The 26,335-nt window shown below is 69.1% G+C and carries 20 protein-coding genes; 14 read left to right on the forward strand and 6 right to left on the reverse strand.

The annotated features are described in order from the left end of the window. The first annotated feature begins 70 nt into the window (after positions 1-70). The 6 genes from QHF84_RS34840 (at position 71) to gor (ending at position 8,269) form a co-directional block, all read left to right on the forward strand. Positions 71-2,728, forward strand: coding sequence for a PAS domain S-box protein (locus QHF84_RS34840; protein WP_281317832.1), 2,658 nt, complete (start codon positions 71-73; stop codon positions 2,726-2,728). Between the two features lie 190 nt (positions 2,729-2,918). Then, positions 2,919-3,608, forward strand: a complete 690-nt coding sequence (locus QHF84_RS34845; protein WP_281317833.1) for a hypothetical protein — start codon at positions 2,919-2,921, stop codon at positions 3,606-3,608. 33 nt (positions 3,609-3,641) lie between these two features. Continuing rightward, complete coding sequence (locus QHF84_RS34850) at positions 3,642-4,358, forward strand: dienelactone hydrolase family protein (RefSeq protein ID WP_281317834.1); 717 nt, start codon at positions 3,642-3,644, stop codon at positions 4,356-4,358. Between the two features lie 86 nt (positions 4,359-4,444). Further along, positions 4,445-5,518, forward strand: coding sequence for an STAS domain-containing protein (locus QHF84_RS34855; RefSeq protein WP_281317835.1), 1,074 nt, complete (start codon positions 4,445-4,447; stop codon positions 5,516-5,518). A gap of 214 nt (positions 5,519-5,732) precedes the next feature. Beyond that, a complete protein-coding gene (locus QHF84_RS34860; protein ID WP_281317836.1) occupies positions 5,733-6,797 on the forward strand; it encodes an STAS domain-containing protein in 1,065 nt (354 codons plus the stop codon). A gap of 95 nt (positions 6,798-6,892) precedes the next feature. Continuing rightward, the gene (gene gor / locus QHF84_RS34865; RefSeq protein WP_281317837.1) at positions 6,893-8,269 is read left to right on the forward strand and encodes a glutathione-disulfide reductase; all 1,377 of its coding nucleotides are present in this window, start codon (positions 6,893-6,895) and stop codon (positions 8,267-8,269) included. Positions 8,270-8,276: 7 nt separating this feature from the next. On the opposite strand, the gene QHF84_RS34870 is transcribed toward gor, so the two are convergent. Beyond that, entirely contained in the window at positions 8,277-9,557 is a 1,281-nt protein-coding gene (locus QHF84_RS34870; protein ID WP_281317838.1) for a serine/threonine-protein kinase, read from the reverse strand. A 6-nt stretch (positions 9,558-9,563) separates the two neighbouring features. Further along, a complete protein-coding gene (locus tag QHF84_RS34875; RefSeq protein ID WP_281317839.1) occupies positions 9,564-10,457 on the reverse strand; it encodes a serine/threonine-protein kinase in 894 nt (297 codons plus the stop codon). A 147-nt stretch (positions 10,458-10,604) separates the two neighbouring features. On the opposite strand from QHF84_RS34875, the gene QHF84_RS34880 reads away from it, so the two are divergent. The 4 genes from QHF84_RS34880 to QHF84_RS34895 are packed head-to-tail and all read left to right on the forward strand — an operon-like array spanning position 10,605 to position 15,264. Further along, positions 10,605-11,585, forward strand: a complete 981-nt coding sequence (locus QHF84_RS34880; RefSeq protein ID WP_281317840.1) for a tyrosine recombinase XerC — start codon at positions 10,605-10,607, stop codon at positions 11,583-11,585. After that, positions 11,582-13,864 carry a sulfatase-like hydrolase/transferase gene (locus QHF84_RS34885; RefSeq protein ID WP_281317841.1) on the forward strand — a complete coding sequence of 761 codons (2,283 nt, stop codon included), beginning with the start codon at positions 11,582-11,584 and terminating at the stop codon, positions 13,862-13,864. The genes QHF84_RS34880 and QHF84_RS34885 overlap by 4 nt, the downstream gene beginning before the upstream one ends. A 42-nt stretch (positions 13,865-13,906) precedes the next feature. Continuing rightward, positions 13,907-14,608 carry an HAD-IA family hydrolase gene (locus QHF84_RS34890; RefSeq protein ID WP_281317842.1) on the forward strand — a complete coding sequence of 234 codons (702 nt, stop codon included), beginning with the start codon at positions 13,907-13,909 and terminating at the stop codon, positions 14,606-14,608. 5 nt (positions 14,609-14,613) lie between these two features. Further along, positions 14,614-15,264, forward strand: a complete 651-nt coding sequence (locus QHF84_RS34895; RefSeq protein WP_281317843.1) for a pseudouridine synthase — start codon at positions 14,614-14,616, stop codon at positions 15,262-15,264. Here QHF84_RS34895 and QHF84_RS34900 read toward each other — a convergent pair. Next, positions 15,254-16,549, reverse strand: coding sequence for a hypothetical protein (locus QHF84_RS34900; protein WP_281317844.1), 1,296 nt, complete (start codon positions 16,547-16,549; stop codon positions 15,254-15,256). The two genes, QHF84_RS34895 and QHF84_RS34900, sit on opposite strands and share 11 nt — an antisense overlap. Before the next feature lie 111 nt (positions 16,550-16,660). Further along, the gene (locus tag QHF84_RS34905) at positions 16,661-17,356 is read right to left on the reverse strand and encodes an RNA polymerase sigma factor (RefSeq protein WP_281317863.1); all 696 of its coding nucleotides are present in this window, start codon (positions 17,354-17,356) and stop codon (positions 16,661-16,663) included. A gap of 220 nt (positions 17,357-17,576) precedes the next feature. On the opposite strand from QHF84_RS34905, the gene QHF84_RS34910 reads away from it, so the two are divergent. Further along, positions 17,577-18,914: an ATP phosphoribosyltransferase regulatory subunit gene (locus QHF84_RS34910; protein WP_281317845.1), complete on the forward strand. Its 1,338-nt coding sequence runs from the start codon at positions 17,577-17,579 to the stop codon at positions 18,912-18,914. Here the strand turns inward: QHF84_RS34910 and QHF84_RS34915 are convergent. Continuing rightward, positions 18,876-19,826 carry a DUF6882 domain-containing protein gene (locus tag QHF84_RS34915; protein WP_281317846.1) on the reverse strand — a complete coding sequence of 317 codons (951 nt, stop codon included), beginning with the start codon at positions 19,824-19,826 and terminating at the stop codon, positions 18,876-18,878. The genes QHF84_RS34910 and QHF84_RS34915 overlap by 39 nt on opposite strands. 243 nt (positions 19,827-20,069) lie before the next feature. On the opposite strand from QHF84_RS34915, the gene QHF84_RS34920 reads away from it, so the two are divergent. Both QHF84_RS34920 and QHF84_RS34925 read left to right on the forward strand, forming a co-directional pair. Then, a complete protein-coding gene (locus tag QHF84_RS34920; RefSeq protein WP_281317847.1) occupies positions 20,070-21,698 on the forward strand; it encodes a PAS domain S-box protein in 1,629 nt (542 codons plus the stop codon). Positions 21,699-21,741: 43 nt separating this feature from the next. Next, positions 21,742-22,623, forward strand: a complete 882-nt coding sequence (locus QHF84_RS34925) for an endonuclease/exonuclease/phosphatase family protein (RefSeq protein WP_281317848.1) — start codon at positions 21,742-21,744, stop codon at positions 22,621-22,623. On the opposite strand, the gene QHF84_RS34930 is transcribed toward QHF84_RS34925, so the two are convergent. After that, complete coding sequence (locus tag QHF84_RS34930) at positions 22,610-22,993, reverse strand: Smr/MutS family protein (protein WP_281317849.1); 384 nt, start codon at positions 22,991-22,993, stop codon at positions 22,610-22,612. The genes QHF84_RS34925 and QHF84_RS34930 overlap by 14 nt on opposite strands. 65 nt (positions 22,994-23,058) lie before the next feature. On the opposite strand from QHF84_RS34930, the gene QHF84_RS34935 reads away from it, so the two are divergent. Continuing rightward, complete coding sequence (locus QHF84_RS34935; protein ID WP_281317850.1) at positions 23,059-26,244, forward strand: serine/threonine-protein kinase; 3,186 nt, start codon at positions 23,059-23,061, stop codon at positions 26,242-26,244. Positions 26,245-26,335: the final 91 nt, after the last annotated feature.

Consider the following 26,335-nt stretch of genomic DNA (forward strand, 5'->3'; position numbering starts at 1 on the left):
ATCGAGAAAATGCATTCGTCGTGACGTGCGGCCTGCCTAGATCATAATAGGGGTCTGTACGAAACGATCCGTGACGTCACGGAACCGAATGCAGACGCATCAACCCCAACGGTCCACGTCGCTAGGGCTCTTCCTGGCCGTCCTGTCGACGGTGGCGGCGATTGCCGTGCATGCGTCGTTCGAACGGTGGCTCGGTGAGCGTCCACCCCTCTCCCTTTTTTCCCTCGCCGTCGCCTTTCCGGCCGTGGTCGGCGGCTTCGGGCCCGGCCTGCTCGCCACGGTGCTTTGTGGCCTGGCCGTGCTCGCCCGCGGGACGATGACCGGCGGGGATATGCTGCTCGTCGTGCCGTTCGTCGCGCTCGGCCTCGCCATTGCCTGGATCGGCGAGCGCATGCGCCGCTCCGATCGCAAGTTCGGCGATTGCACGAGCCTGCTCGAACGGCTGCGCGCCCGCGAGGTGCAGGCGCTGGTCGAGGTCGATACCCTGCGCGAGAGCGAGGAGCGATTTCGCGCCCTGACGCAGGCCTCCTTCGATCCGCTGGTCCTCCATGGCGAGGGCGTGATCCTCGACGTCAACCAGGCCTTCACCGAGGTCTTCGGTTATGGCCGCGAGGAGGTCCTCGGCACCCGCAAGGAAATGCTCGCGCCGGAAGAATTTCGGTCCCTGCTCGCGGAGCACATCAAGATCGGCGCCGAGACCGCGTACGAAGCCGTGCTCCAGCGCAAGGACGGGAGCCGCTTCGTGGCCGAGCTTCGTGGCGGCAACGTCCACGTCAAGGGCTGCCCGGCGCGCGCCACGGTCATCCGCGACCTCACGCCGCGCCACGCCGCCGAGAGCGCGGCGCGCTGGACCGACGACCTGTTCCGGCAGCTCTACGAGTGGATTCCCCTCGGGATGGCGCAGGCGGACGTGAGCGACGGGCGCTTGCTCCGGGTCAACGCATTTTATTGCGAGATCACCGGGTATTCGGCGGCCGAGCTCCTCAGCAAGCGCTTTAGCGACCTCACGCACCCCGAGGATCGTGAAAAGGACCTGGCCAGTTACCAGGAGGCCGCGCGGGGCGGGCGGGTGTATCGCACCGAGAAGCGGTACATCCGCAAAGACGGCAGCATCGCCTGGGTGCGCGTGCACGCCTTTTTTCTGCGGGACGTCCATGGGGTGATCACCACGTCGACCGCGGTGATCGAGGACATCACGCAAAGGAAGCATCATGAAGAGGTGCTCCGCGAGGTGCAGCGCTCGACCGAGGAGGCGCTCGGCTTGCTCGATAACGTCTTCGCGTATGCGCCCGTCGGCATCGCGCTGCTCGATCGAGAATGCAGGTATGTACGGGTCAATGAGTACCTGGCCGCGACGAACGGCCTTTCGGTGGCCGAGCACCTCGGGCGCCGGGTCGCGGAGGTCGTCCCCGATCTCTGGCCGAAGGTCGAGGCGTCCTATGCCCGCGTGCTCGCGGGCGAGCGGCTCTTCAACGTGGCCATCTCCGGCGAGACGCCCGCGTACCCGGGCGAGGTCCGGCAATGGTTGTGCAACTATTATCCGATCCGGGCGCTCCACGCGGACGACATCGTGGGGATCGGCATCGTGATCCAGGACATCACCGATCAGAAGCGCGCCGAGGAGGCGCTGCACGAGGCCGATCGCCGCAAAGACGAATTCCTCGCCATGCTGGCGCACGAGCTCCGCAATCCGCTCGCGCCCATCAAGACGGCCGTGGAGATCCAGAAGCGGATCGCGCTCGAAGAGCCGCGGCTCTTGCGGTCCCGCGACGTGATCGAGCGGCAGGTCGGCCACCTCGTGCGCCTGCTCGACGACCTGCTCGACGTCTCGCGGATCTCGCGCGGCCGGATCACCTTGCGCAAGGAGACGCACGAGCTCTGCGAGATCGTGGCCCAGGCGGTCGAATCGACGAGGCCGCTCATCGACGCGCGCAGCCACGAGCTCGTCCTTGCGCCTTGTCCTGAGCCGCTCCACGTGAAGGTCGACGCGGCGCGGCTCACGCAGGTCGTGGCCAATCTGCTGAACAACGCGGCCAAGTACACCGACGACGGCGGCTGCATCCACCTCGGCACCGAAAGAGGGTCCCAAAACGAAGCATTCATCCGGATCAAGGACAACGGCCGTGGGATCCACCCAAAGGACCTACCCCATGTATTCGACACGTTCTATCAATCGATGCGCACCCTCGACCGCTCGGAAGGGGGGCTCGGAATCGGGCTCTCTCTCGTTCGCCGCCTCATCGAGCTGCATGGCGGAAGGGTCGAAGCCCATAGCGACGGGCTCGGAAAAGGCAGCGAATTCGTCGTCCGTCTCGCCCTCGAGGAGGCCCCGATGACACCCATGCACGAAGCCGAGGTCTCCTTGTCCGGCCAGAGCCGCCGCGTCCTCGTCGTCGACGACAACGTCGACGCGGCCGAGACCATGGCGGCGTTGCTCGAAACCCTCGGCCACGAGGTCTCCGTCGCGCACGACGGCGAGGCCGCGCTCGTCGCCGTTTCGAACGGCCAGCCCGAGATCGTCCTGCTCGACATTGGCCTGCCGCGCATGGACGGCTACGAGGTTTGCCGGCGCCTGCGCGACGACAGCGCCACGCGTCCGTTCATCGTCGCCGTCACCGGCTACGGCCAGGCCGAGGACCGCGATCGCGCCTTGCAAGCCGGCTTCGACGCCCACCTCGTCAAGCCCGCGAGCTTCGATGCCATCCAGGCCGTGCTCCGCGCCGCTTGAGCCTTTCCAGAAATGAGCCTGGATCCAGGCTCGGACAATATTCGTCCGAGCATCTCCAAGTTCTCCACACCTGAACGCTTTCCGCGTGGTAGACGGACGAGCAGGCTCCTTTCGAGAGCCGCCCCGTCGAATGTCCAGCGGCAAGCGTCACACTCCTCCGTCGGATCCAGCCTTTGGCCCCGCCAAGCGTGTGTCCGAGCTCGTCTCGGGCTCCGATCCGGAGGCGCAGAAGGCGCTCGCCGACCGGCACCTCGCGCGGGCGCGGCGGCCTCGTTCGGTCAAGACCATGCCTGCCGTGCGTCCGGCCGAGCGGGGTTCGGGGACGTATCTGCGTGTCGCCCCGACGCGCTCGCGCGTCCTCAACGCCTTCCTGCACGAGGCCGGCGTGGTCGGGCTGCTCTCGCCGGACGTCACGATCCTCGACGAGCAGGCGCTCGCCCCGCGCCTCGTCGAGGTCGCCCGGAAATACCTCGCGCCCATGCTCGCCGCGGCCGGGAATGTCGAGGGCGCGCTGCGCATCGCCGCGGAGCTACCGCCGGTCACGACCGAGCGGGGCGCGCGCCTGGTCGTGCGTCGTGCGCTCTCCGCGCCGGGCCCGGTCGGCGTGTGCGCACGGGATTACGAGGAGCATCGGCGCAAGACGGGCGCCCCCGAACAGGACGACCTCGAAGGCCAGGCCATCCTCGCCGCGTTCGCCGGCCGTGTCGTGGCCCAGGCCGAGCGGCTCCTCGGCCCGCACGTGCGTGAAGAGGTGCAGGCCACATTGCGCAGCCTCGCGCCTCCCCGCACGGAGGGAAGGCCCGCGCGCAAGCCTTCGGTGCGAATGCCGGCGGCCGCGGGGCAGGGCGCGCCGGCCGACAAGAAACGCTCTCTCGGCTGAGCACATCGGTCCCCCATGGTAAAAGGGGGCTTCATGGATCAGCGCGAGATCAGGTTTCCTTGCGACGACGGCTTTTCGATGCGGGGCATCCTCACCCTGCCGGACGGGCCGGAGCCGCGGCCCGGGCTCTTGCTCATCTACGAGGTGTTCGGCCTGAACGAGGAGATGAAGCGCGTCGCGCGGGAGTTCGCCGAGGCGGGGTACGTCGTGCTGATCCCCGACCTCTTTCACCGCGGCCCCAAGTTCCTCTGCGTCGCGCGTGCGATTCGTTCGATCATCAAGCAACGTGGCCGCCCGCTCGAGGATCTCGACGCGGCGAGGCGGTATCTCGCGTCGCGGCCCGAGGTGTCTGCCGAGCGGCTCGGCGTGGTCGGGTTTTGCATGGGCGGCGGCTTCGCGATCGTGCTCGCGATGCGGGGCCATTACAAGGCCGTTGCACCTTTCTATGGCGAGGTCCCCGAGGATCTGCCGAGCGCGTGCCCGACGGTGGCGAGCTTCGGCGGGCGCGACGAGCCTTTGCGCGACGCGCCCGCGCGCTTGCGGCGGAGCCTCGACAAGCTCGGCGTCCCCGCGGACATCAAGGTCTACGAGGACGCGGGGCATTCGTTCTACACGCGCACCGAGGGCGCGATTCTCCAGAAGATCGGCCCGCTCCTGCCGATGCACGCCGGCTATCACGAGCCCTCCGCGCTCGACGCGAAGGAGCGCGTCCTCACGTTCTTCCGCGAACATCTCGACGGCGGCGTATGACGGAACGTAACGAAGCAACGAATTGACCTGTTTCTCGATGCGGAAAATCCTATGTGAGGTTATGTTGCCCCACGAAGGAGCCTTGCATGCATTCGAAGCTTCAGGTCGCCGGCATCGACATCGAGTGGAGGGAGGACGAGGGTCTTTGTTTGTGGGCCGGCGCCCCGGTGATGACGGCGTGGATCGAGAGCACCATGGCGGGGATGCTCGCGACGTTCCAGAAAATGGTCGGGGCTGAGCGCTTCGAGCTCGCGATGCAGCAGGGAGGGCGCGACAGCATCGGCGGGGACTGGGGCGTGATTGCGTCGGCGCCGACGTTCGAGGAGGGTTTCCAGAGGCTCTCGGGGGTCGCGGCGGCGGCGGGCTGGGGGCGCTGGGAGCTCGTCTCGATCGACCTCGCCGCGCGCGAGGCCCGGGTGCGGATCTACAACAACTGGGAATCGATCGCGCAGCGCGCGATCGGGGTTTCCTGGGGTGCGTCCTTCGTCGCGGGCAAGCTCGCCGGGATTTTCCAGCGCCATTTCAGGGTGCCGACCTGCTGGGCCGAGCAGACGGCGTTCGTGACGGACGGCGAGACCTGCGACGAATTCATCGTGCGGCCCTCGAACCGGACGCTCGAAGATCGGCTCGACGCGCTCTTTCAATCGGATCAGGTCACGAAGGCGGACCTCGCGGTGGCGCTCGAGCGCGTGCGCAAGGAGGTCGAGGAGCGCTCGCTGGCCGAGCGCGAGCTGCGGGAAAAACTCGATCTCATCGCGCGGCAGGAGGAGGCGATCCGGGCGCTCTCGACGCCGATCATCGAGGTCTGGGACGGCGTGCTCACGCTGCCGCTCTTCGGGGTGGTCGACACGCGGCGCGCGGCCGAGATGATGGAGCGGCTGCTCGACGCGATCACGCATAAAGGCGCGCGGACCGCGATCATCGATTTGACGGGCGTCGACACGATCGACGCGGAGACGGCCGATCACATCGGGCGGCTCGTGCGCGCGGCGGAGCTCGTCGGCGCGAAATGCGTCATCACGGGCATTCGCCCCGCGGTGGCGCAGACGATGGTCGAAATCGGGATCGATCTCACGAAAATCGCGACGCTTTCGACGCTGCGCGAGGCATTGCGCCGTTTCACGCGCCCGGCGAATTCGCAAAAGCCGAAAAATTCCTGACCACGCGGACGCCGCGTGAGCGCCCGCGCCTCGCTCTGGCGGAGGCACGTCTCTTCCGTTTTCCAGGCACACGGTCACGATTGCAGATCTGCGTCAGCGCGTTGTCGCCGAGGGTCGGCGTATGGCGCTACGCTATGGCTGAAACTTTGTTTTTGCTGGCTTGATTTCGGCATCCGCGATACGCTCGTCCGTCATTGCGAGGTGAGTCCGAAAGATGGGCGACAAGTTTCGTGTCGGGGGGATAGACGTCGAGTGGGACGCCGGCAAAGGCGTGTGCACCTGGGCCGGCGCTCCCGCTGTGACGATGTGGACCAAGTCGTCCGTCGCAGGGCTCTTGTCCGGCTTTCACCGGATGGTGGGCACCGAGCGGTTCCGGCTCGCGCTCCATGGCGGCGGCCGCGACAGCACGGAGGAAGATTGGGCCGTCATTGCCGCGGAGCCCACGTTCGAAAAGGGCTTCGAGGCGCTCGGCGCGATCGCCTGTTCGGCGGGCTGGGGGCGCTGGGAGCTCGTCTCCGCCGACCTGAAGACCCGCGAGGCGCGCGTCCGGGTCCACAATGGCTGGGAGTCCATCGCGCAGCGCGCGATCGAGGCCGATTGGGGCTCTGCATACGTGGGCGGCAAGTTCGCCGGACTTTTCCAGCGTTATTTCGGGGTGCCTTCCTGCTGGGCCGAGCAGACGGCGTTCGCTGCCCGGGGTGACGCGTACGACGAGTTCGTCATTCGGCCCTCGGAGAGGAGCCTCGAAGATCGGCTCGACGCGCTCTTTCATTCGGACCAGGCCACGAAGGCGGACCTCGCGGTGGCGCTCGAGCGCGTGCGCAAGGAGGTCGAGGAGCGCTCCGTGGCCGAGCGCGAGCTGCGGGAAAAACTCGAGCTCATCGCGCGGCAGGAGGAGGCGATCCGGGCGCTCTCGACGCCGATCATCGAGGTCTGGGACGGCGTGCTTTCGCTGCCGCTCTTCGGCGTGGTCGATAGCCAGCGCGCCGCCGAGATGATGGAGCGGCTGCTCGACGCGATCACGCAAAAAGGCGCGACGTACGCGATCATCGATCTCACGGGCGTCGATATCGTGGATACCTCGACGGCCGATCACATCGGGCGGCTCGTGCGCGCGGCCGAGCTGCTCGGCGCGCGCTGCATCATCACGGGCATTCGTCCAGCGGTCGCGCAGACGATGGTGCAAATCGGGATCGATCTCACGAAGATCATCACGCTCTCGACGCTGCGCGAGGCGCTCCGGCGCTGCATGCGTTCGAGCGAGGCGGGTCGCAAGTAGAGGCCGGTCCGGTCGGGCGAGCCGAACCTCATCCCGAAACGAGCATCGCGCGCCGGCCCTTCCTCCCGCATACTTGCCCCCGAGGAGGCCCCGCGATGACCACGTTCGACTTCGATCTCTTCACCATCGGCGCAGGCTCGGGCGGCGTGGCGGGGAGCCGCAGGTCGGCTTCGTACGGCGCGCGCGTCGCGATCTGCGAGGCGCGCCGCGTGGGCGGCACCTGCGTCCTGCGCGGCTGCGTGCCGAAGAAGCTGCTCGTGTACGGCGCGCACGTGGCCGAGGAGCTCGAAGACGCGCGTGGGTTCGGCTGGACGTTCGGCGAGGCCAAGCTCGACTGGGCGAAGCTCATCGAGGCGAAGGATCGCGAGCTCGATCGGCTGAACGGCATCTACGTGCGCATGCTGCGGGACGCGGGCGTGACGACGATCGAGGGGTTCGCGCGGATCGTCGGTCCACATACGGTCGACGTCGGCGGCAAGCGCTACACGGCGCGGCACATCCTCATCGCGACGGGCAGCCGGCCCGTGCGGCCCGACATCCCGGGCAAGGAGCTCGGCATTTCCTCGGACGAGGCGCTCGACCTGCCGTACGTGCCGCGCCGCGTGCTCGTCGTGGGCGGCGGCTACATCGGCGTGGAGTTCGCGGGGGTCTGGCGCGCCGCGGGCGCGGAGGTGACGCTCGCGCTGCGCGGAGACAACGTGCTGCGCGGCTTCGATCAGGACGTGCGCGAGTCCGTGGCCGAGGGCATGCAGAAGCGCGGCATCAAGATCCTGCGCGAGACGATCCTCCGGAGCGTGGCGAGGGAAGCCGACGGTTTGTCCGTGCGCCTCGCGGGCGGCGAGATCGTGGAGACGGACGTCGTCTTGTTCGCCACGGGTCGCGCGCCGAACACGGACGGTCTCGGCCTCGAGGACGTGGGCGTGGCCCTCGACGAGGTGCGCGCGATCAAGGTCGACTCGTATTCGCGGACGAGCGTGCCGAGCATCTTCGCGGTCGGGGACGTGACGGACCGGATCAACCTGACGCCGGTGGCCATCGCGGAGGCGCGGGCCGTGGCGGAGACGCTGTTCCGCGACCGGCCGACCGAGATGGACCACGAGAACGTGCCGAGCGCGGTGTTCTCGCAGCCGCCGGTGGGCACGGTGGGCCTGCCGGAGCACGAGGCGCGGCGGCGGTACGGCAAGATCGACGTCTACCGTGCGCGCTTCCGTCCGATGAAGCACACGCTCTCGGGGCGGGACGAGCGGACGATGATGAAGCTCGTCGTGGATCGGGCGACGCAGAAGGTCGTCGGCGCGCACATGGTGGGCGCGGACGCGCCGGAGATCATCCAGGGCGTGGCCATTGCGGTCAAATGCGGCGCGACGAAGGCGCAATTCGACGCGACGGTCGGCATTCACCCGACGGCCGCGGAGGAGTTCGTCACGATGCGTGATCCGATTCCGGATCCGGGGCCGATGACGGGCGATTGAGAGGTTTTCAGCGCGACGCGAAGAACGCCGCGGCGACCACGGCCACGATCGCGATGACGGCGAGCGTGTAATTGATGGCGCTCGGCTTCTTCTCGGGCGCGCGCCGCGCGGAGGTGGCCAGTTCGTCGCCCCGCGCCTTTTTCTTTTTCTTGCGCGCCTCTGCGACCGGCGGAGCCTTTTCCGGAGCCTTCTCCGCGTCCGCTTTCTCGCTCGGTTTGTCCGGGGGGCGCACCGTGACCGGGGGCGGCGGCGGCGTGATCTTCCTCGAACGAACGGCCGCTTCCTCGACGGGCTCGCTCGAAATGGACAGCGCGTCGAGCGCCTCGATCACCGCGGCCGCGTTCTGGAATCGCTCGTAGGGGTCCTTTTCGAGCAGCTTCTTCACGAGCGGCTCGAGCTCGGCGGGGATCTTCACGTCCGGCGCGCGCACCGAAAACGGCGGCGGCGGCGTCGTGCGGTGGTGCGAGAACATCTCGACCGGATCGGTCGAGTCGAACGGGTGTTTGCCCGTCAGCATCTCGTACATCATCACGCCGAGCGCGTAGAGGTCCGCGCGCTCGTCGACCGCGTCCATGCCGTGCGCCGCCTCGGGCGCGAGGTAGTTGATCGTCCCGAAGATCACGCCGACGCCGGTGAGGCGCGAGGGCGGCCGGCCCTCCTTGGGCACCGTGAGCGGGAGCTTGCCGACCGAGACCTTCGCGAAGCCGAAGTCGATGAGCTTCGCCACGAAGCCCGCTTCGAGCATCACGTTCCGCGGCTTCAAGTCCCGATGCACGATGCCGAGCTCGTGCGCGGCTTGCAGGCCGCACAGGATCTGCCGCGCGACGTGCACGACGAGGCGCGGCTTCATCGGGCCTTCGCGGATCACCTCGGCGAGGTTTTTCCCTTCGACGTACTCGAGGATCAGGAAGTACGAGCCGTCGTCGAGCTTCCCGAAGTCGGTCGCGTGGGCGATGTTCGGGTTGTCGATGTGCGCGCCGACGAGGGCCTCGCGCTCGAAGCGCGCCACGATCTCGGGGTTGTCGTCGCTCTCGGGGTGCAGGATCTTCACGGCGACGCGCTTGTGCATGAGCACGTGCTCGCCGAGGTAGACGGCGCCCATGCCGCCCATCGCCAGGAGATCGAGGATGCGGTAGCGCTCCGAGATCGTCTGGCCGATGAGGTCCCGCGCGCGTTCGAGCGCTTTTTGATGGGCCTCGGCGTTCGCCTGGTCGACGTCGACCGGCTGTTCCGCCTCGGTTTCGTGGTCGATCTCGATGGACTGCGCGCTCTCTTCGGTAGGCGACATGCGGGGCTAGCCGGGTAGGCGGAAGGTTTGTCGCACCCGATCGGCGCTCGGGCCTTTGCCGTTCATCATCACGCGGATGAGGTCGTTCCACAACGTGGGGATGTACGGGTAACGCTGGTTCGGATCGGCCGCGAGCGCGCGCGCCGCCCACGCGTCGATCTCGGGGGCGAGGTCGGGCCTTCGCTGGGCGAGCTCGGGGCGCGGCGCGGTCGTCACGGCGAGGGAGAGGTCCGCGAGGGAGTCGCCCGAAAACGGCGTTTGTCCGGCGAGCGCGCGGAAGACGAGGGCGCCGAAGGCGTAGACGTCGGCGCGATGATCGAGCGGCTCGCCGCGCCACGCCTCGGGCGCGACGTAGTTCGGCGAGCCATCCGGCTTGTTCTCGGCCGTGAGCGCCTCGAAGCCGACGACCTGCGCGAGGCCGAAATCGAGGATGCGCATGCCGCCGCCGCGCTCGGGCGAGAGGAGGAAGAGGTTTGCCGGTTTGACGTCGCGGTGGACGATGCCGAGCGCATGCGCGGCGTGGAGCGCGCGCGCGATCGGATCGAGGAGCGTGAGCAGATTGTACGAGCTCAAACGATCGCCGAAGCACTCCAGATCCTGGAGGTGCGCTTCGAAGGTCTCGCCTTCGAGCCGCTCCATGACCACGTACAAGGCGCCCTCGGGGTCGGTCCCGCATGCGTGGATGCGCGCGACGCTCGTGCCCCAGAGCGACGCGAGGGACTGGGCCTCGCGGAAGAGGCGTGCGGGGAGCTCTGGGTCGTCCTTCACCTGCTTGCGCAGGAGCTTGAGCGCGACCTCGGTGCCGGTTTGCTGGTCCTCGGCCCGGTACACGACGCCATGACTCCCGCGGCCGAGCTCCTCCCCGAGCTTGTAGCGGCCATCGAGCGTCTCGCCTTCCATGGGTTCCCGAGGAGCAATCTACCCGTTCCCTCCCGCGGAAGGCATCTTTTCGCGGAACGTTCCGGTCCGGGCCGGTCGATCGACAGAGAGGCGTGGGGACCGTCGTCTCTTTGCCCGGGGGCGGGGGGCGATGCTACGGGAAGGGCCGTGAAGAGCGCGGTCCCGGAGAACGCCGCGAAGAGCGCGGGCCTCGAAGAGGCCGTGGCGCGTTTCGTGCGCCACCTCGGCGAGGAGCGTCGAGCGTCGCCGCATACCGTGGCCGCGTACCGTCGAGACCTTGCCCAGCTCGTCGCCCACGTACAGGAGCGTCGCGGGCGTGTACGAGGTCCCGGCGATCTCGACGTGTTCGTGCTTCGAGGTTTCCTCGGGCAGCTCGCCCGGACGCACGCGCCGCCCTCGATCGGCAGGAAGATCGCCGCGGTGCGAGCTTTCCTGCGATGGCTCGAGCGGCGTGGGGAGATCCAGAAGAACCCGGCAGCCGAGCTCGAGCTGCCGAAGGCGCGGCGGCCGCTGCCGACGTTCGTCAACGCGGACGCCGCTGCGGAGGTCGTCGAGGCGCCCGACGAGGCGACGGCGGAAGGGCAGCGGGATCGGGCGATCCTGGAGGTGCTCTACGGCTCGGGGCTCCGCGTGTCGGAGCTCGTGGGGCTCGACGTCGGCGACGTGGACATGGAGGCGGACGGGGGACGGGCGCGTGTGCTCGGCAAGGGGCGCAAGGAGCGGATCGTGCCGTTCGGCTCGCATGCACGCGCGGCGCTCGTGCGATGGCTCGGGCGGCGCGAGGAGCTCCGGAACCCGAAGACGGGCGCGCTCGACGAGCGAGCGCTCTTCGTGTCGCGGCTCGGTCGGCGCATCAGCGTGCGGCAAGTGCAGCACCTCGTGCATCGGTACGGCGCGCTCGGCGCGGGTCGCGCAGACCTGCACCCGCACGCGCTCCGGCACACGTTCGCCACGCACCTGCTCGACGGCGGCGCGGATCTGCGGGCGATCCAGAAGATGCTCGGGCACGCGAGCCTGTCGACGACGCAAAGGTACGCGCACGTCTCGATCGATCACCTGACGAAGGTGTATGACGCGGCGCACCCGCTCGCGAAGAGAGGCGCGCCGCGCGCTCGCAACAAGGGATGAAGACGGCGCTGTACGTTCGAGCTTGGGCGAGCCGGATCGCCCGCGGGGCGATGGGCGCGTCGATCGCAGGCCTCGCCGCCGCCGCGCTCGACGCGGCCTATGCACGCGGCGGCGAAGAGGAGCACATCGACGCCGCCAAGTCGCTCGCGATCTTCGTGGCGGACGCAGGTCTCGTCGCGCCCGTCGCGCTCGTCGTGGGGCTCGTCGTGGCGACGTCGCTCGTGTTCCTCTTCCCGGAGGCGGCGCCGACGCCCGCGTCGGCTGTCGCATCGCTGCGAGCGCGCGCCAAAGGTCGTCCCGCGGACGTGGCCGCGTTCGTGCCGCTCGCGATCGTGGCCGCATTCCTGTGGATGACGCTCTCGGCGCAGCTCGCGCGGGCGCTGCTCGCGCTCGACGTCGCCGCGCCGCTCGCGGGGCTCGCCATCGCGACGGGCACGCTGCTCGTCGGCCTGCTCGCGACGCTGCTCTCGCTCGCGCTCACGCCGGCGCTCCGGCAAGCGCTGGCCACGGCGAGCGAGGGCCGGCCCGCGTTCGTCGATCCCGCGAAGACGGCCTTCGCCGCGCTCGTGGTCGTGGGCCTGCTCTTCGGCCTCGGCGTCGCGACGGGCGGGCCGAGCGGCGAGGGCGGGCTCTTCGGGATCTACGGCGTGCTCAAGCGCCCCGAGCTCGATCTGCGCGCGGTCGGGATGCTCTCGCTCGTCGCGTTCGCCACGGTCCTCTCGTCGGCGCTCGCGTCGCCGCGCAGATCGTTCGTCGCGGCGCTCGTTGCGCTCGCGCCGCTCCTGCTCACGCCGCGGGCGGCCGTCTCGCTCGGAGGTGAAGGCGCGCCGGTGGCGCAGGCGATCGAGCGGGACGCGCCCCTCGGAAAGCTCTCGCTCGCGGCGATGCGCAAGCTCGCCGATCGGGATCACGACGGCGCGAGCGCGCTCTTCGGCGGCGGCGATTGCCGCGAGGGCGACGCGTCGGTCGGCCCGCTCGGCGTGGAGATCCGCGACAACGGCATCGACGAGGATTGCTCGGGCACGGACCTCCGCGCCGAGGTCCTCGCCGCGCTCGCGCCCACGCCCGCGGCACAAGCGCCCGCGCCGAAGAGCGCCGACGTTCCGGCTGATCTCAACGTCGTGCTCATCACGGTGGACACGCTGCGCGCGGATCTCGGCTACGCCGGGTATCCGCAGCCCGTCTCGCCGAACCTCGACAAACTCGCGGCCGAGAGCGCGGTGTTCCTCCGGGCCTACTCGCTCGCCTCGTACACGGGCAAGAGCGTTGGTCCGATGCTGATCGGCAAATACGGCAGCGAGACGCAGCGCAACTGGGGGCACTTCAACAAGTTCGAGGACACCGAGACCTTCCTCGCCGAGCGCCTCTCGCGCGCGGGCGTCCGCACGATGGGCGTCCATGCGCACCGCTACTTCGGCAAGTTCGGCGGCCTCGACAGCGGCTTCGACGTCGTCGATCTCTCGGCCGCGCCGCCCGAGAACGCGCCCTGGGACGTGGCGGACATGAAGTCGAGCGACGCGCTCACGGACGCGGCGCTCGCGCAGCTCGGAAAGCCCGAGAACACGCAGGGTCGCTTCTTCCTCTGGGTGCACTACCTCGACCCGCACGCCGACTACCTGCGCCACGACGACGTGCCGAGCTTCGGCGCGGGTCAGCGCGGGCTCTACGACGGCGAGGTCGCGTTCACGGACAAACACATCGGCCGGCTCATCGACGGCATCCGCGCGGCGCCCTTCGGCAAACGCACGGCGATCGTCGTGACGAGCGACCACGGCGAGGCCTTCGGCGAGCACAAGATGTTCCGCCACGGCTTCGAGCTCTGGGAGCCGCTCGTGCGCGTGCCGCTCCTCGTGCACGTCCCGGGCGCCAAACCCGCGCGCATCGAGGCGCGCAGGAGCCTCATCGACCTCGCGCCCACGGTCCTCGAACTCTTCCACGTCGAGCCGCCGAAACCCGCCGCCGAAGGCCCGGATTTCCTCTCGGGCACCTCGCTCCTCTCCGACGTGTTCTTGCCCGAGGGACAAACGCCGGCCGAGCGCGACGTCGTGATCGACATGCCGGCCGGCCCGTACAACGACGCGCGCCGCGCGCTCATCCACGGCGACCTCAAGCTCATCGTCTCGAACAACGCGGGCTACGAGCTCTACGACCTCGGCCAGGATCCCGAGGAACGAAAGGACCTCTGGCGTTCGCCCGACACGCGTCGGGGCATGGAGGAGCGATACGCGGCCCTGCGCGCGCGCCTCCGGGAGATCCGCGTGACCGGCCCGCGGAAGTAAAACCCTCCTGCCCCTTCCAGATCCGGCCGGCGATCGCCTAGGATGAACCCCGTGCTTCCCCCCACAGCGGTCGTGTTCGATCTCGACGGGACGCTGCTCGACAGCCGCGGCGACATCGTGGCTGCGCTCAACCACGCGCTCCTCACGACGGGACGCAACCCGCAGCCGGCGCAGGTGATCGTGCGCCTCGTCGGCGACGGCGCGCGCGCCCTCTGTTCGAGGGCGGCGAAGATCCCGGAGGACGCGCCGGAGGTCGACGAGCTCGTCCGCCTCTTCATCGACTACTACAAGCAGCACCCGCTCGATTTCACGCGCTGGGCGAAGGGCGCGCTCGAGGCGATCGAGGCGCTCTCGTCGATGGAGAACATGGCGCTTGGCATCTGCACGAACAAGCCACGCTCGACGACCGACGTGGTGCTGCGGGCGCTCGGGATCGAGGATCGGTTCGGCGCGATCGTGGCCGGAGGCGACACGAAAGAGCGCAAGCCCGACGCGGCGCCGCTCCTGTTCGCGGCCAAGCAGCTCGGCTCGATGCCGGCGGCGGTGGTGATGGTCGGCGACGGCCCACAGGACATTCTTTGTGCACGAAACGCCGGGACCTGGGCCGTGGGCGTCGAGTCCGGCTTCTCCACGGTCGAGGCGCTCGTGCATGCGGGGCCGGACGTGACCGTGCGGGATCTGTCGATGCTGCCCGGCATCGTGCAGCGCTGGCGCGAGCCGACGACGAAGATCAAGCTGCGTTAGGCGCGTTGCTCTCGATCCTCCACCACGACGAACGGTTCGTCGTCGTCGACAAACCTTCCGGCCTCGCCGTCCACCCCGGCTGGTCCGACGACGAGCGGACCGCGATGCACGAGGTCCGCGATACCCTCGGCCAGAAGGTGTTTCCCGTCCACCGCCTCGACCGCGCCACGAGCGGCGTGCTCGTCTTCGCGAGGGACGCCGAGAGCGCCCGCGTCTTTTGCGAGATGTTCGAGGAGGGCCGGGTCGAAAAGCATTACCTCGCGCTCGTCCGCGGCGTCACGCTCGACGCCGGCACGATCGACCACCCGATCCCCCGCCGCGAGGGCGGCCCGCGTGTGCCCGCCTCGACGTCGTTCCGTCGGGTTTGGCGCGGCGAACACCTGTCGCTCGTCGACGCGCAGCCACATTCGGGGCGGCTGCATCAGGTGCGGCGGCACATGAAGCACATCAGCCACCCGCTGATCGGGGACGCGAATTATGGGAAGGGCGCGCTGAACCGCGATTATCGGGATCGCTTCGGCCTCGCGCGGCTCGCGCTGCATGCGCGCTCGCTCGGCTTCGTGCATCCGTGGGAGGGGAAGCCGATCACGTTCGAGGCGGCGCTGCCGGAGGACCTCCGGGCGCCGTTCGAGCGCATCGGCGTGGTCATTCGATGATCGACTGGCAGCCGAAGAAGACCTCGATCTTCCCGGTCTTGTCCTCGCCGACCAGCGCCTGGGCCTGATCGCACGAGCTCTGGCAGAGGATCACCTTCTGCGGCGCCGCGGGGGCGTCGTAATACCAGCCGCCGCCATTGCAGTCGGCCGCGCCGTTCACGCGCGGCAGGTACGTCGGCGCGCTGCCGTCCGAGAGGGCCACGTTCACGAGCTCCGGGTCGAGCTCCTCGCCCGTGGGCGGCTTCGGGATGGCGAGCTCGCACGAGAGCTTCGCCGTCTTGTCCACCGCCTGCGCGACCGCGTCGAAGAACGGCTGCCAGGCGGCGCTCCCGTCGCAGACCTGCGCCCGGACGCCGCCCGTCTTTTTCACGAGCGTCGTGTACGTCAGGCCCGAGGTCGGCGGCTCGGTGCCGTCCGGGTACTTGCAAATGACGTTCGGATCGGCGTCCGAGCCCCAGCCGTAGAGGCCGCTGAACACGTAATCCTTGAAGAGCCCGTTCCAGCTCGGGTCCAGGATCCCCGGCGGCAACATGAGCGAATTGAACGGGTTTTTCCCGCCGGCGAACGTCTCGAACGTGCTGGCCGACAAGCGCGCGTTGTCGTCCGTGACCACGACGATGGTCTTCGTCGCCTGGGGCCGGAGCTCCTGCTTCCAGGGCTCGCCGCCCTTCTCGTCGCTGGGCGTGTAGCCGCTCGTTTGTCCGAGCGTGCCGAGGAACTGCTCGAGCGGCTGCGTGCTCCGGATGTCCACGCTCGACTGGAAGAACCGCGCCCCATTGCCGCAGTTGTCGTCGCCCGCGAGCGGCGCCGGAATGCAGATCGGGTACCGCGTGCTGCCACCGACCTGCACCGTGTTCGACTTGCTCCGGAGCGAGAGCATGATGACCTTGTAGTCCAGGTTCTTCGCGGCGATGAGCGCGGCGAACGCATTCAGGCCCTTTTTGATCTCGGCGATCGCGGGCTGCATGCTCGACGAGTTGTCGACGACCCAGATGATGTCGACGGGCAGTTTTTCGACCGTCGCCTCGGACGCCGTCGAGGCGCACGCGGCGTCGTCCGAGAGGGGCGGCGCGTCCGTGCCCGTCCCCCCGTCGTCCTGGAACAGCCCGCCCTCGCCGGCCGATCCGCCCTGGCCCGCCGATCCGCCCGCGCCGCCGGTCCCGCCGGTCCCGCCTTGTCCCGAAGGAGGGTCCCACGGGGTGCCGCCTCCGTTCGAGGTGGCACACGCAATGGCCAGGGTGGCGAGGGTCGAGGCGAAGAGCGAAAGCAAGGCGTAAGGGCGCATGGTCAGTGCGGACCTTACCACCGATTTCCTACGCGAGCAGGGTTCGTCGATGGCAAATCCGTGTCACGCGCTGCGTACGGAGAGACGCACGGACGTGGGGTGGGTAGAGCGTCACCCAGCCGTCGTTCCCCGGCGCTCGACCGGGCCGAATCCCGCCTGGAGCTCGCGACCATAAGGCGTCGCGTTCAAAATGGCGCGCAGGCGCAGGCGCGCGCGGTGGAGGCGCGAACGGACGGCGCTCTCGCTCACCATGAGCTTCTGGGCGATTTCCTGGAGCCCGAGGTCCTCGTGGTAATGCGCCATCACCACGTCCCGGTAGTCGTTCGGCAGCTCGCCCAGGGCGAGCCGGACGAACCGCTCGCGTTCGGCCACGCTCGCCGCGTCGTCTTCGAGCGCCGGGGCGCGCATCGTGGGCAGAACGCTGAGGTCCTCGAGGTCGAGGCCACCGACGAACCGCGCCCGCTGACGCCTCTGGGAGCGCATCAGCATCAGAGCTTCGTTGGCCGTGACCCGGAAGAGCCACGTCGTGAAGCTCGAATCGCCGCGGAAGGAGCGAATTCGTCGGATGACCTGGAGGAGCGTCGATTGAACGAGATCGAGCCTGTCTTCGTCCGAGACGGGATACCGGGCGAGCTGTCGTTCCACGTGCGGTCGGATGGCACGCGTGAGCGCGTCGAGCGCCACGGTGTCTCCATTTTTGACGCGCTCGATGAGCTCGCTGAGCCGGGCCTCGGCCCCGGCAGGCGCGGGCAGAGCCGCGGAGGTACGCGTCGTCGTGACGGCCTGGACGGCCATGAGAGCCTCCATCACCAGCGCATTCCCGGCACTTCGTGGGCGCGCCTGGCAGGTCGTCGGAGTTAGCAAGTCATCTGCCAGGCATGGCAGGTCGGGATCCGCGCGAATGGCTGGCGCCGCTGGCACGTCGGGGCGTGAGGGATGTGCCTCCGCGCCTCGCGGATCGCGTGGGCCATCGCAGCGAGGGCACAAACGATGCGCACGGATTGCCCAGCCGCGGTATAAGCCCGGCGTGGACCGTTCTGGCTCTCCGCCCAAGGCGCTATCGCATCCGCTGCCCGCCGGGATGCGCGATCTCTTACCGGAGGAGACGAGAAGAAGGCGCGCGCTTGCCCGTACGATCCTCGACCATTTCGCCCTGCACGGCTACGACCTGGTGACGCCTCCGGCGTTCGAGCTGGCCGAGGTGCTCGAAAAGGGCCTCGGCGCGCTCGACCCCGGCGACGTCCTGCGTTTCGTGGAGCCGGAGTCGGGGGAGGTGTGCGCGCTCCGTCCCGACATGACGCCGCAGATCGCGCGGATGGTGGCCACGCGCCTCGCCGCCGAGCCCGTGCCGATCCGGCTCTGCTACGAAGGGACCATCGTCCGTCGCCGTCAAGGTCGCGCCAAAAAGCACCGACAAATCCCGCAGGCCGGCGTGGAGCTCTACGGCGCGCCGTCGCCTGCGGGGGACCTCGAAGCGCTGCGGCTCCTCGCCTCGGTGACGCGCGCGGTGGGCCTCGAATCGTTCGTGATCGACCTCGGCCACGCGCTCATCGCGCGCGCGCTCGTCGACGTGGTGCCGTCGCCGCTCGACGTGGAGGTGACGGACGCGCTGGCGCAGAAGGACGCATCGCGCCTGCGGGCGCTGCTTTCGGGCCGGGAGGCTTCCGGGGTGCCGGCGCGCGTGGCGGAGGCGCTCGTGGCGCTGCCGGAGCTCTCGGGCGGGGCGGAGGATCGGCCCGGCGAGGAGATTCTCGCCCGCGCCGAAAAGCTGTTCGCCGGGACGGGGGCGGAGGGGCCGCTCGGCGAGCTTCGGGCGCTCTGGGAGACGGCGCGCGGGACGGGGGAGAGCGGGCTCGGGGACGTCTTGCGGCTCGATCTCGGCGAGGTGCGGGGTTTTGCCTATTATACGGGGCCGATCTTCCACGTGCTCGCGCCGGGGCCGGGCGAGCCCGTGGGCGCGGGCGGTCGATACGACGATTTGCTCGGGCGTTTTGGTTTGCCCCTGCAGGCGGTGGGGTTTGGCCTGCACCTCGACGCGATTGCGCGGGCGCGGGAGGCCTCGGGCGTGCGGGAGGAGCGGCCGATCCGGGTGCTCGTGTCCCCGGATCCACGCGGCGAGGCGCTTTCGTCGTCGCTGCGGGCGCGGGGCATCGCGGCGGCGCTCCTCGCGCCGGGGGCGGATGCCTTGCGATATGCGGCGGCCCATCGGTTCTCGCACGTCGTGGCCGAGGGGAACAACGGATCCGTACGAATCATCCGGACGGACAAACCCGAGGTCGCCACGGAGATCGCGGCGGGCGCGGGGGTCGACGCGATCGTGCAGGCTTTAGGCGAACAGCCGCCACTCGTCGACGAGCAGCCCTAACGCCTCGTCGAGGCTACCTGCGAGGTCCGGCGCCAGCCATTCCGACGACGACGCGCCCTTCGCGACCGACTCGAACGACGGCACCGGCACCTCGCCCGCGAGCTTCTCCAGCCGTTTTCCCGTCCGCGCGAGGCGCGAAACCCAGTCCGTGCTGCGGTACGCGTATTCGGCCTCGTGCAGGAGCGCGCTGCCCACGCGCGCGAGGCGCTCGCGCACCACCACGGCGGGCTCCGCGCCCGAGCGGATCGCCTTGCGGCTTGCTTCGAGTTCCAACAGAACGAGCCCCGCCGGCGAGCCCGGCGTGAACGAGGGGCTGATCGGCTGGAACGAGAGCTCCGAGAGCGCGAGGAAGTACCACGAGTGCGGCGCGGCCACGCGGTAGAGCCATTCCGCGCCCGAGGCCTCGGCCGCGGCGATCGCCACGTGCCAGGCCCCTTCTTCGTCGACGTCGTCTCGCTCGGTGGGCATCCGGTCGATCGGGCGCACGGAGGCCGCGCGCAGGAGCGGATCGGCCCAGGCCATGGTCAACGAGGACGTCGTGGGCGCGTAGCTGCAGAGGGCGCGGGCGCGGGCCTCGGCCGAGACGCGTCCGCGTGGATCGAGCCAGACGAAACGTCCGTCCTTCAGGTCCACGCGATACTCGTGGTCCTCGGCGCCGTGCGCGGCGAGCTCGCCGAGCAGCGCGGCCCCGCGCTCGGACCACTTCGCGACGAGCGGCTCGTCTGCGGCGGGCGGAGGCTCGGTGCGTGCGGACCGGATCTCGGGCATCGGGTGCACGTTCGGTGCGAGGGCGGGCTCGTCCCCGGGCCTTTTCGCGGCGGCCTTCGGGGTCGTCTTCGTAGCGACCTTCGTGGCCTTTGCGGCGGCCTTTTTCGTGGGCTTCGGCTTCGATCCTGCGCGCGCCTTGCTCATCGTGCCTCGAAGGCAGCGCGGAGCTTGCCGCGCTCTGCCACCATTTTCAACGGATCCCCACGTTTGTCACGCCCTCGTTTTTGCTTTTCCGACGAACGCCCCGGTCGACGTGGCCCAGCCCGCCCTCCACACACGAGACCGTCACGCCCCCGGCGGAGGCACAGCAAAATCCTGCTCCGCGGGTCTTCGGATCCTTGTTGCGTTGCGCACGTATCTTGGCGATCCTGCGAATACGATCGGCTCATGGTCACCTCTTCATTCGCCTCCGCTCCGCCGCTGCCGTTCGATGCGTCTGCTTTTTTCGCGCAGTCGAAGGATGTTTGCGTGGTCTACGACGCGGCACGTCGGTTCGTCTATGCGAACACGGCGGCGAGCGCGCTCTTCGCGTTCGAACCGGAGGCGCTCGTGGGCAAGTCGCCGCGGGATCTTTATGGGGACCGGGCTTCGAGCATCGAGCAGTGCGTGGAGCGCGCGTTTTCGAGGGTCGAGGTCGTGCAGGTGGTGCACAAGATCCGCGGCGGATCGGGGGAGGTCGTCTACCTCGACACGAGCTACACGCCGATGCGCGGCGCGGATGGGAGCGTTTCGTTCATCGTGGCGATCGGCCGCGACATGACCGACACCTCGGCGCGCTGGCGCGAGCTCGAGGACACGGTGGCCAGAAGGACGCGGGATCTCACGGCCATGGAGTCGCGCTTCGACGTGCTGCTCCGGAACCTCCAGATCGGCCTCGTCATCCGCGGTTCGCGGGGAGAAATGCGCTTCGTGAACCGGCGCGCGCTCGAGCTGCTCGGCCTGACCGAGGCGCAGATGCACGGCCGCGCCCCGTCCGAGCCGGGCTGGACGATGCTCGACGAGAGCGGAAAACCCCTGCCGCCCGACCAATCCCCCACGGCGCGCGCCTTGTCTTCGGGGCAGTCGGTCTCGTCCACGATCATCGGCATCGATCGGCCCAAGCACGCCGATCGCGTGTGGCTCCTGGCGAACGTGATGGTGCAGCGCGACCCGGCAGGCGCGGTGGAGCAGTACGTGGTGACGCTCAGCGACGTCACCGAGGCGCAAAAAGCCACGCGCGCGCTTGCCGAGCGGGAAGAGACGTTCCGCGTCCTCACCGAGACGATCACCGACGTCTTCTGGATGACGAATGCAAATGCAAACGTGCTCGTTTACGTGAGCCCTGCCTACGAAACCGTGTGGGGACGGCCGCGGTCGGAGCTCTACGAGCAGCGTTTCAATTTCCTCGACGCGATTCACCCCGACGATCGGCCGAGCGTTTTCGAGGCGCTGCCGCTGCAGGAGCGGGGCGAATACGATGTCGAATATCGGGTCGTGCGGCCGGACGGGACGATTCGCTGGGTTCGGGATCGGGCATTTCCGGTGAAGGACGCGTCGGGGCAGATCACGCGGGTCGTGGGGCTCGCGACGGACATCACCGAGCAGCGGGCGACGTCGGAGCTCATCCGGCGGCAGGCGGATGCGCTGAGGGAGCTCTCGACGCCGCTCGTGCCGATCGGCCAAGGCGTGCTCGCGATGCCGATCGTGGGCGTGCTCGATTCGGCGCGGGCGCGGCAGGTTCTGGAGACGCTGCTCGAAGGGATCGTGGCGCACGCGGCGGAGGTCGTGATCCTCGACGTGACGGGCGTGGGCGTGGTGGATGCGCAGGTCGCGAGCGCGCTCGTCTCGGCGACGCAGGCGGCGCGGCTGCTCGGCGCGGAGGTGCTGCTCACGGGCCTGCGGCCGGACGTCGCGCACACGATCGTCGGGCTCGGGCTCGATCTCGGCACGATCGTGACCCGCTCGACGCTGGAGATGGGCATCCGCTGGGCGCTCTCCGAGCGAAAGCGCGGGAAAAACATCCATTCCAGGAAATGAAGGTGCAGCAGGGGCTCGTGGCTTGCATTAGAATGCTTTTCCGATGAACGACCAAGGGCCCCTGTCCGTTCGGCTCGCGACCTGGAACTGCTTCGGCGCGCCGCAGAGCCTCGAAGATTTCCTGGAGGGCCGGCCTTTCTGGCCCGAGCGCCTCGGCGCGCCGGCGGTGATCGAGGCGCTCGCGCGCTTCGACATCGTGTGCATCCAGGAAAATTTCGTGGGCGGGGTGCACGAGCGGCTCGAAGCGTTGCGGGCGGCGGGAGGTTTCTCCGAGCTCTGGCACGATCCGCCGGGTCCCTGCGCGGCGACCAAGACGCTCGTCGGCGCGGGCCTCGTGATCCTCTCGCGTTTCCCCGTGAAAGCGCGCTTTTTGCGATTGCCGCGCGGCGTGGGGGCGGACGGGTTCGCGCGGAAGGGCGCCGCGCTCGCGGAGGTGCGATTGCCCGGCGGGCGCGAGCTTTTCCTGGTGAACACGCATTTGCAGGCGGACGACGGGCGCGTGTCGCCGGAGGAGTGCCTCGCAGTGCGAAAGGCGCAGGTCGAGGCGCTCTGCGACGCGTTGCGGGAGCCGCTCTCGAGCGGCGTGCCCACGGTGCTCTGCGGGGATCTGAACGTGCCTTGCGGGACGGGCGAATACGAGGGGCTTTCGCTTCGACTCGGCGAGGGCTTGACGGATCACACGGCGCGCGCGGGCCTCTTGACGTACGATACGGAGCAGAACGACGTGGCGCGGGCGTTTCACGAGGGCGGCCCGGAGCGGGCGCTCATCGATTACGTGTGGACGTCGCGGCGGGCCGCGCCGGAGCGGATCGACATGGAGCTCGTCGCGCCGCTCGGCGAGCTTTCGGGGTGCCCGCCGCAATATGCAGGCCGGGCGTTCGCCTCGGACCATTTCGGCGTGGGCGTGACGATCAAGATCGATTGATACGAAGCCGCGCGATCGTCGCGCCCCAGCCGCCGCGCGTGGCCGGGGCGTCGCGGAACGACGCGACGAGCGGGTGGCGCGCGAGGATCGATTGCACGACGCGCCGCTGCACGCCCTTGCCGCGGCCGTGAATGAGCCGGACCTCGGGAAAACCCCGCGCGTGGGCCTCGTGCAGGTATTCCTCGACGACGGAGGGGATGTCGCGGGGCGCGAAGCCGTGCAGGTCGATCGCGTCTTCGATCGGGAGCACGGCGATTGCGTCGGGGTCGGGCAGCGGTTCGTCGTCCTCGGCCTCTTCGGGCGCGGGCGGCTCTTTCGGTTTTGCCGGGGCGAAGAGGCGCGCGAGGTGGTCGAGGAGGGCGCGGAGCATGGCCGGGGGAGAGGGTACCACGTGGACCTGTCGTGGCTGCCTTCGCGCGTGTATCTTCCCGGGGCATGTCGGCGGAGGACGGAGGAGGCGCGGGGATCGGGCACGAGTCGACGGTGCCGCTCGTCCTGCCCGGGCCGCCGGCCGAGCGTCGGGGCGTGCCGCCGTCGCTCTCGGAGCGATACCAGGACATCACGTTCGTCGGCGAAGGCGGGATGGGCACGGTCTACCGCGCCATGGATCCGCGCCTCGGCCGGACCGTGGCGCTCAAGCTCTTGAAGGGCGACGATCCGGAGCTCTGGCGTCGATTCCTGGGCGAGGCGCGCGCGCAGGCGCGTATTCAGCACGAGCACGTGTGCCGCGTGTACGAGGCCGGGCAGGCGGACGGCGAGCCGTACATCGCGATGCAATTCATCGACGGCGAGCCGCTGTCGCGCTGGAAGGATCGGCTGACCGTGGAGCAGCGGGTCAAGCTGATGTGCGAAATCGCGGCGGCGGTGCACGAGGCGCACCGGCTCGGGATCATCCACCGGGACATCAAGCCGGGGAACATTCTCGTGGAGAAGCGCGAGGACGGCTCGCTGAAGCCATACATCATGGATTTCGGATTGGCGCGCGAGGTCTCGGACCGCGGACAAACCCGCACGGGCGCGGTGGTCGGGACCCCTGCGTACATGCCGCCGGAGCAGGCAAAAGGGGACGTGCGGGCGATGGATCGTCGCTCGGACGTGTTTTCGCTGGGGGCGACGTTGTACGACTTGATCGTGGGGCATCCGCCGTTCGTCGCGGAACACCCGTGGAAGCTCTTGATGATGGTGGCGTACGAGGACGCGCCGACGATCGGGAGGGTGCAGAAGGGGGTGCCTTCGGAGCTCGAGACGATCGTGATGAAATGCCTCGAGCGGGATCCCGCGAGGCGATATGATTCGGCGCGGTCGCTCGCGGAGGATTTGCAGCGGTTCCTCGACGGCGAGCCGATCCACGCGAAGCGGGCCTCGGTCGGATACGTCGCCTGGAAGAAGGCGCGCAAGCACAAGTTGCTCGCGTCGCTCCTGATGCTCGGGGCCGCGTCGTCGCTGGTGTTCGGCGGCGTGTGGGTGCGGGCCCAGCGGCGAGCGGCGGAGCAGGCGGTGCTCGCGCGGGAGCTCGGCGAGGGCGTGAAGGAAATGGAGCTGTTCCTGCGGGCGGCGTATGCGTATCCGCTGCACGACGTGGAGCGGGAGAGGGACATGGTGCGCGCGCGGCTCGCGGAGATCGAAGCGCGCATGGCGGCCGCGGGAGAGGTGGGGGAGGGGCCGGGGCATTACGCGATCGGGCGCGGGTACCTCGCGCTCGGGGATCCGGAGGGGGCGCGGGAGCATCTGGAGAAGGCGACCGCGGCGGGGTATTCGTCGGCGGATTTGCAGTATGCGCTCGGGCGGGCGATCGGCGAGATCTACCAGCAGGCGCTCGCCGAGACGCGGCGGATCACGAACGAGGAGGAGCGGAAGAAGAAGGTCGCGGAGCTGGAAAGGGATCTGCGGGATCCGGCGCTCGGGCATTTGCGAGCGGCGATGGGGGCGCGGATCGAGGTGCCGGCGTATGCGGAGGGGCTCCTCGCGCTGTACGAGGGGAAAAACGAGGAGGCCGCCGCGAAGGCGCGGGAGGCATTCGAGAAGGCGCCGTGGATGCACGAGGCGAGGAAGCTCGAAGGGGACGCGCTGTTCGCCGAGGGGAGCAAGTATCGGCACGACGCGGCGTTCGATTTCGAGAAGATGAAATCGTACTTCGAGCCGGCGGCGCGGGCCTATGCGGCCGCGTCGAACATGGGGCGCAGTGATCCGGAGGTGCACCGGGCGGAGTGTGAGCTGTGGGAGAAGTGGGGGTGGGCGGCGCTGAACAGCAGCACGGACAGGCAGGTCCCGTTCGAGGCCGGCGTCGAGGCTTGCAACAGGGCCGTGCAGGCGAGCAGCAGGGATGGGCGGTCGCTCGTGCAACGCGCGTTGTTCCTCGTCGCGCGCGCCAATGCCGTATCCGGCAGCAATGCCAAGGATTCGTCGCTGAGCACCGCCCGGGCCGCGGTCGACGCTGCCGAGGAGGCCCTGCGCGCTCGCCCGCAAGACGTGATGGCTCGATATGCGGTCGCCACGGCTTTGCACGAGCGCGCGAAGCTCCTCGAGACCCTGGGTCAGGACGTGCCCATCGACGACGTCATCCAGGCCTATGTGCGCGTCCAGGAGCTCGATCCGTTGTTCACCTGGTCGTACAACGAGCTCGGGCAAGTGTACATCCTCGCCTCCGATATCGACCGCCGAAAAGGCCGGAATGCCACGGGCGCGCTGGAGAACGCGCGGCGACAGTTCGAGCGCGCTCGGGCGCTCGATCCCGGGTTCTCGATTCCGGCATTCATGCTCGTGGAGGTGCTCGCGATGCTCGTGGACAACAGCCTCGAGCGGGGGGAGGCCGCCGACGCGCACGTGAAGGCCGCGCTCGACGCCTTGGCTGCCCTCGACGAGCGAAGCGCCGTCGATCCGTGGCGCACGGCTTACTGGAAGGCGCGCACGTACCGGATCGTCGGTGGTCACGAGCTGGCCGTCGGCCGCGACCCGCGGCGATTCACCCAGTCCGCCATGGATGCCATTCGTACTTTCGCGGGGCCATCACCGAAGGAGGTGTTTTTCCTCGTCGAGGCGGCGAAGTCCCGGCAGGTGGAGGCGGAGCAATGGCTGCGCGAAGGCCTCGATCCGAGCCCTCTTCTCGCGGAGGCACGGCGGTGGGTAGGGGACGCGGCGGCGATCAATGGCGGAACGAACATGGCGTGGCGTATCCTCGACGCACGCATTCAGATCTTGGCCATCCGCGCGGAAATGCGGCGCGGCAGCGCGACCGCGTCGAGCTTCGAGACCGCTCTCGCGATCATGGCCCCGGTCCTGGAGGAGGCGAAAGCGCAACCCACGCCCTATCAGGTCATGAGCGAGGTGCTCGGTTTGCGAGCGCAATGGTCGGCGAGGGCCGGCCGGAGCTTTCAGGCAGATCTCGCCGAAGGGCTTCGCATGGCAGAAAAGGCGCTCGCCAAGAATCCGCACATGGCAACGGCGCTGGCCGCGACGGGGCAGCTCCACCTCGTGCAGGCACGTGCGTCGCAGGTCGAGACGGAACGGGTGGAGGCCGCGCGCCGCGCGAAGGAGGCCTTCGACGCGGCGCTCCGGGAGAACGCGCTCCTCGCGCGAAAGTACGAGGAGGAGCTGAAGGAGATCGCGGCACTCCTGCGGTGAACGTCGCCCGCGGGGCGAGGTGCATGCCGTGGCCCGCACCGCCTGCAGGGAGCTCCCCGCAGACGTCTCCGGCGTGGAAGCGAGAAACCCT

It is taken from the genome of Polyangium sp. y55x31 (assembly GCF_029946505.1).
In the GTDB taxonomy this organism is placed as follows: domain Bacteria; phylum Myxococcota_A; class Polyangia; order Polyangiales; family Polyangiaceae; genus Polyangium.